The 2,879-nt window shown below is 63.0% G+C and carries 4 protein-coding genes and 1 pseudogene; 4 read left to right on the top strand and 1 reads right to left on the bottom strand.

The genetic code is table 11. The features are described from left to right. Nucleotides 1–196: 196 nt before the first annotated feature. Nucleotides 197–451, top strand: a complete 255-nt coding sequence (locus FBT96_RS18730) for a type II toxin-antitoxin system ParD family antitoxin (RefSeq protein WP_136909368.1) — start codon at nucleotides 197–199, stop codon at nucleotides 449–451. Continuing rightward, on the top strand, nucleotides 429–740 hold the full coding sequence (locus FBT96_RS18725) for a type II toxin-antitoxin system RelE/ParE family toxin (protein ID WP_169583609.1): 312 nt from the start codon (nucleotides 429–431) through the stop codon (nucleotides 738–740). The genes FBT96_RS18730 and FBT96_RS18725 overlap by 23 nt, the downstream gene beginning before the upstream one ends. Before the next feature lie 58 nt (nucleotides 741–798). Here the strand turns inward: FBT96_RS18725 and FBT96_RS18720 are convergent, their stop codons facing one another. Next, nucleotides 799–1,197: a RidA family protein gene (locus FBT96_RS18720; RefSeq protein ID WP_136909364.1), complete on the bottom strand. Its 399-nt coding sequence runs from the start codon at nucleotides 1,195–1,197 to the stop codon at nucleotides 799–801. A 181-nt stretch (nucleotides 1,198–1,378) separates the two neighbouring features. Between FBT96_RS18720 and FBT96_RS18715 the strand changes: the two genes are divergently transcribed. Both FBT96_RS18715 and FBT96_RS21530 read left to right on the top strand, forming a co-directional pair. Further along, on the top strand, nucleotides 1,379–2,578 hold the full coding sequence (locus FBT96_RS18715) for a DUF932 domain-containing protein (RefSeq protein WP_136909361.1): 1,200 nt from the start codon (nucleotides 1,379–1,381) through the stop codon (nucleotides 2,576–2,578). A 125-nt stretch (nucleotides 2,579–2,703) separates the two neighbouring features. Further along, nucleotides 2,704–2,879, top strand: a pseudogene (locus FBT96_RS21530) (DNA repair protein); the annotation flags it as partial.

The following is a 2,879-nucleotide window of genomic DNA, read 5'->3' as shown; positions in this document are numbered from 1 at the left end:
CTGCCGAGGGCGAAAGCCCCGAGTTCATCGACCGCGACGACGAGATCCCGTTCTGACGAACGGGGCCTCGGCCCAGGCCCGGCGGGGAAAACCGCCGGGCTCGCTGCGCTCATAGCAAGTCGCGCAGCACGGCATCGTCACGGTTTGACAAACTTTGCCAAATCGTGTCATCATTTTCGCGAAGGAGATTGCGATCATGGCAACGATGAACGTCTCTCTGCCGGACCCGATGAAGGCCTGGGTCGAGGCTCAGACCCAAGATGGGCGCTACAGCAATGCCAGTGATTACGTGCGCGATCTGATCCGCCGTGATCAGGACCGCCAGCAGGCCATTGCCGACTTGCAGCAGATTGTCGATGAGGGTCTGGCCAGCGGCCCGGGTGCTTGTCTGGATGTGGAGGCTTTTCTTGCCCGCAAGCGGGAACAAGATGCCGAAACCGAAGATCGTTGAATACCGGCTCTCACCTGCTGCGCTGAGCGATCTCGATGCGATCTGGGATTATAGCGCCCGCATGTGGTCCGTCACGCAGGCTGAGACCTATATCCGCGGGCTCGCCTCTGACATGGACCTTCTGGTCCAGCACCCGGGCATTGCGCGCGAGCGCACCGAAATCCGCCCTCCCGTCCGCCTCTACCGCTCGGGATCGCATCTGATCATCTACCGTATCGAGGCGGAGTGGCTTGAGGTGCTGCGCATCGTGCATGCGCGGCAGAACTGGGCCGCTTATCTGAATGAGTGACCCGACGCTTTCGCGCCGCCGCGGCATGGCCGCTTCGAGCCCAAAACTGCCAATCAGTTCAGTCTGGCTCGATAGAGGCCACTACCCTGATCTCGACGACAGCGCCCTCCCTACGCAATCCTGCAACCTCAACGGCTGTCCATGCAGGAAAAGGATCCGAGACATAGTTGGAGCGGACTGCGCAGAACGTATCGAAGTGATCCCGCAGCCCGACGTGGTAGGTAGTCATCTCGACAATCGAGTCGAAGCCCAGTCCGGCCTCCTGAAGAATTGCACCAATCTTTTCAAATGCCTGCCGGAACTGAATTTCCAGATTTTCGGGCATGGCGCCATCTGGTCCGCTTCCGGTCATGCCCGTCACAAAGACGTGGTTGCCAGAAATGATCCCGGGGGAAAGCTTGATCAGATCAGCCGTGGCCCGTGACCCTCCCACTGGATAGAGTGCTCTCCGCGTCATGTTCTCTCACTCGTCAGGTATGAAGTCACAGTGTCCGAACACGTCGATTACGTCAACGACCGCTCCGTCCCGCACTGCCGTCACTCACGCTCCAGCTGAAGAGTGAGAGGAGTGCCGGTTTTCCGGTGACGGGTTGAGGGCTGGGAGAGTGGCTCCCGGCGCCTGTCGCGGAGGAATGCCGATGGGCGTTGTGGAAGTTCTGGATCCGGTCGCACCGGCGCGGGCTGGTGGCTGGAAGGTGGATGTGAGCCGGGGGGAGCGCAACGGGCGGGTGTCTTCCGAATGGTTCAACCGGCCCGATGACGAGCGGTATCTGTCGCTCGACGATCTTTGGGCCTCGGTGAAGGGCCGTTCCGAGCGCAGCCGCAGCCGGGTGGTGCAGACGGCCGATATTCGTGTCGAAGCCGCACGCGACAGCGCCGAGCGGTTGCATCTGGTCCTGCCGAAAGCCGAGTCGCCGGTTGCGCCCACGCATTGGGCCTTTGGCCAGCTTGCCAGCATTGTCGGCGCCCCGGCCTCGTACCTGCGGCAACTGCCGGCGCCGCTCGCCGGGATCAACCTGCAATATGGCCTCTCCAACCACCGCGCCGAGCAGGTCAAAACCTTCGAAACCGAGGATGGCCGCACCGAACTGCGCGCCGTGACGGGCCCCGATTACGGTCGTATCCACGATTACGAACTGGTCGAGGCCGTGCAGCGCCTCGCGGGCAATGGCACCGGCGACACGCGCTGGAAGGTCCCGGGCGTGCTCGATTGGTCGACGGGGGTCTACAATCCCGATGTCGAGATCAGCCGCGACACGACCACGCTCTATGCCTCGGATCGCGACGTCTTCCTGTTCCTCGTCGATGATCACAACCCGATCGAGGCGGGCCGCCTGCCCGACGGTTCCCCCGATCTCTACTTCCGGGGTTTCTATTGCTGGAACTCCGAGGTGGGGGCGAAGACCCTCGGCATGGCGAGCTTCTACCTCAGGGCGGTGTGCCAGAACCGCAACCTCTGGGGCGTCGAGGAGTTCCAGGAGATCAAGATCCGCCACTCGAAATACGCCGCCTCGCGCTTCGCCCATGAGGCTGCCCCGGCGCTGACGCGCTTTGCCAATTCCTCGCCGCAGGGATTCGTGAACGGCATTCAGGCCGCGCGGCAGCAGATCGTGGCGCGGAGCGACGAGGACCGGGATGATTTCCTGCGCAAGCGCGGCTTCTCTAGGCCCGAATCCGGCAAGATCATCGAGAAGGTGCTGATGGAAGAGGGCCGCCCCCCCGAGAGCATCTTCGACTTCGTGCAGGGGATCACCCGGCTCGCGCGCGACAAGACCCAGCAAGATGTCCGCCTCGACATGGAAGGGCGCGCCAAGAAGCTGCTCGACCGGGTCGGCTGAGGCGACATCCTGCGGAGCGGCCACTCCCATGCGTGGTGGCCGCTCCTCTTCCCGTTCATCCGCACGCCGCTTACCTCCGCCCGAACGGGCAGGGGCTTTGGCGCTTGCAATTCAGCGAGACCCCCATGACCCCCCAGGAAGAAACCGTGATCCTCGACGCCCGGGACATCCTCGGCCGATACCTCAGCCAGAACCCGGTCATCGGCAGCTGGCAAGCGCTGCTCGATTATTGCGCGCTCACCGTGCGCGGACCGATCGAGCGGTTCCATGTGCTCTATCTCGACCGCAAGAACCGCATCAT

Origin of the sequence: Rhodobacter capsulatus (genome assembly GCF_005144475.1) — a bacterium.
GTDB lineage: Bacteria > Pseudomonadota > Alphaproteobacteria > Rhodobacterales > Rhodobacteraceae > Rhodobacter > Rhodobacter capsulatus_C.
This window is presented reverse-complemented; position numbering and strand designations above follow the sequence as displayed.

Excerpts from the sequence above, each read along its gene's own strand:
- FBT96_RS18725 (WP_169583609.1), top strand. The coding sequence starts at position 429 with ATGCCGAAACCGAAGATCGTTGAATACCGGCTCTCACCTGCTGCGCTG.
- FBT96_RS18720 (WP_136909364.1), bottom strand. The coding sequence starts at position 1,197 with ATGACGCGGAGAGCACTCTATCCAGTGGGAGGGTCACGGGCCACGGCT.
- FBT96_RS18715 (WP_136909361.1), top strand. The coding sequence starts at position 1,379 with ATGGGCGTTGTGGAAGTTCTGGATCCGGTCGCACCGGCGCGGGCTGGT.
- FBT96_RS18730 (WP_136909368.1), top strand. The coding sequence starts at position 197 with ATGGCAACGATGAACGTCTCTCTGCCGGACCCGATGAAGGCCTGGGTC.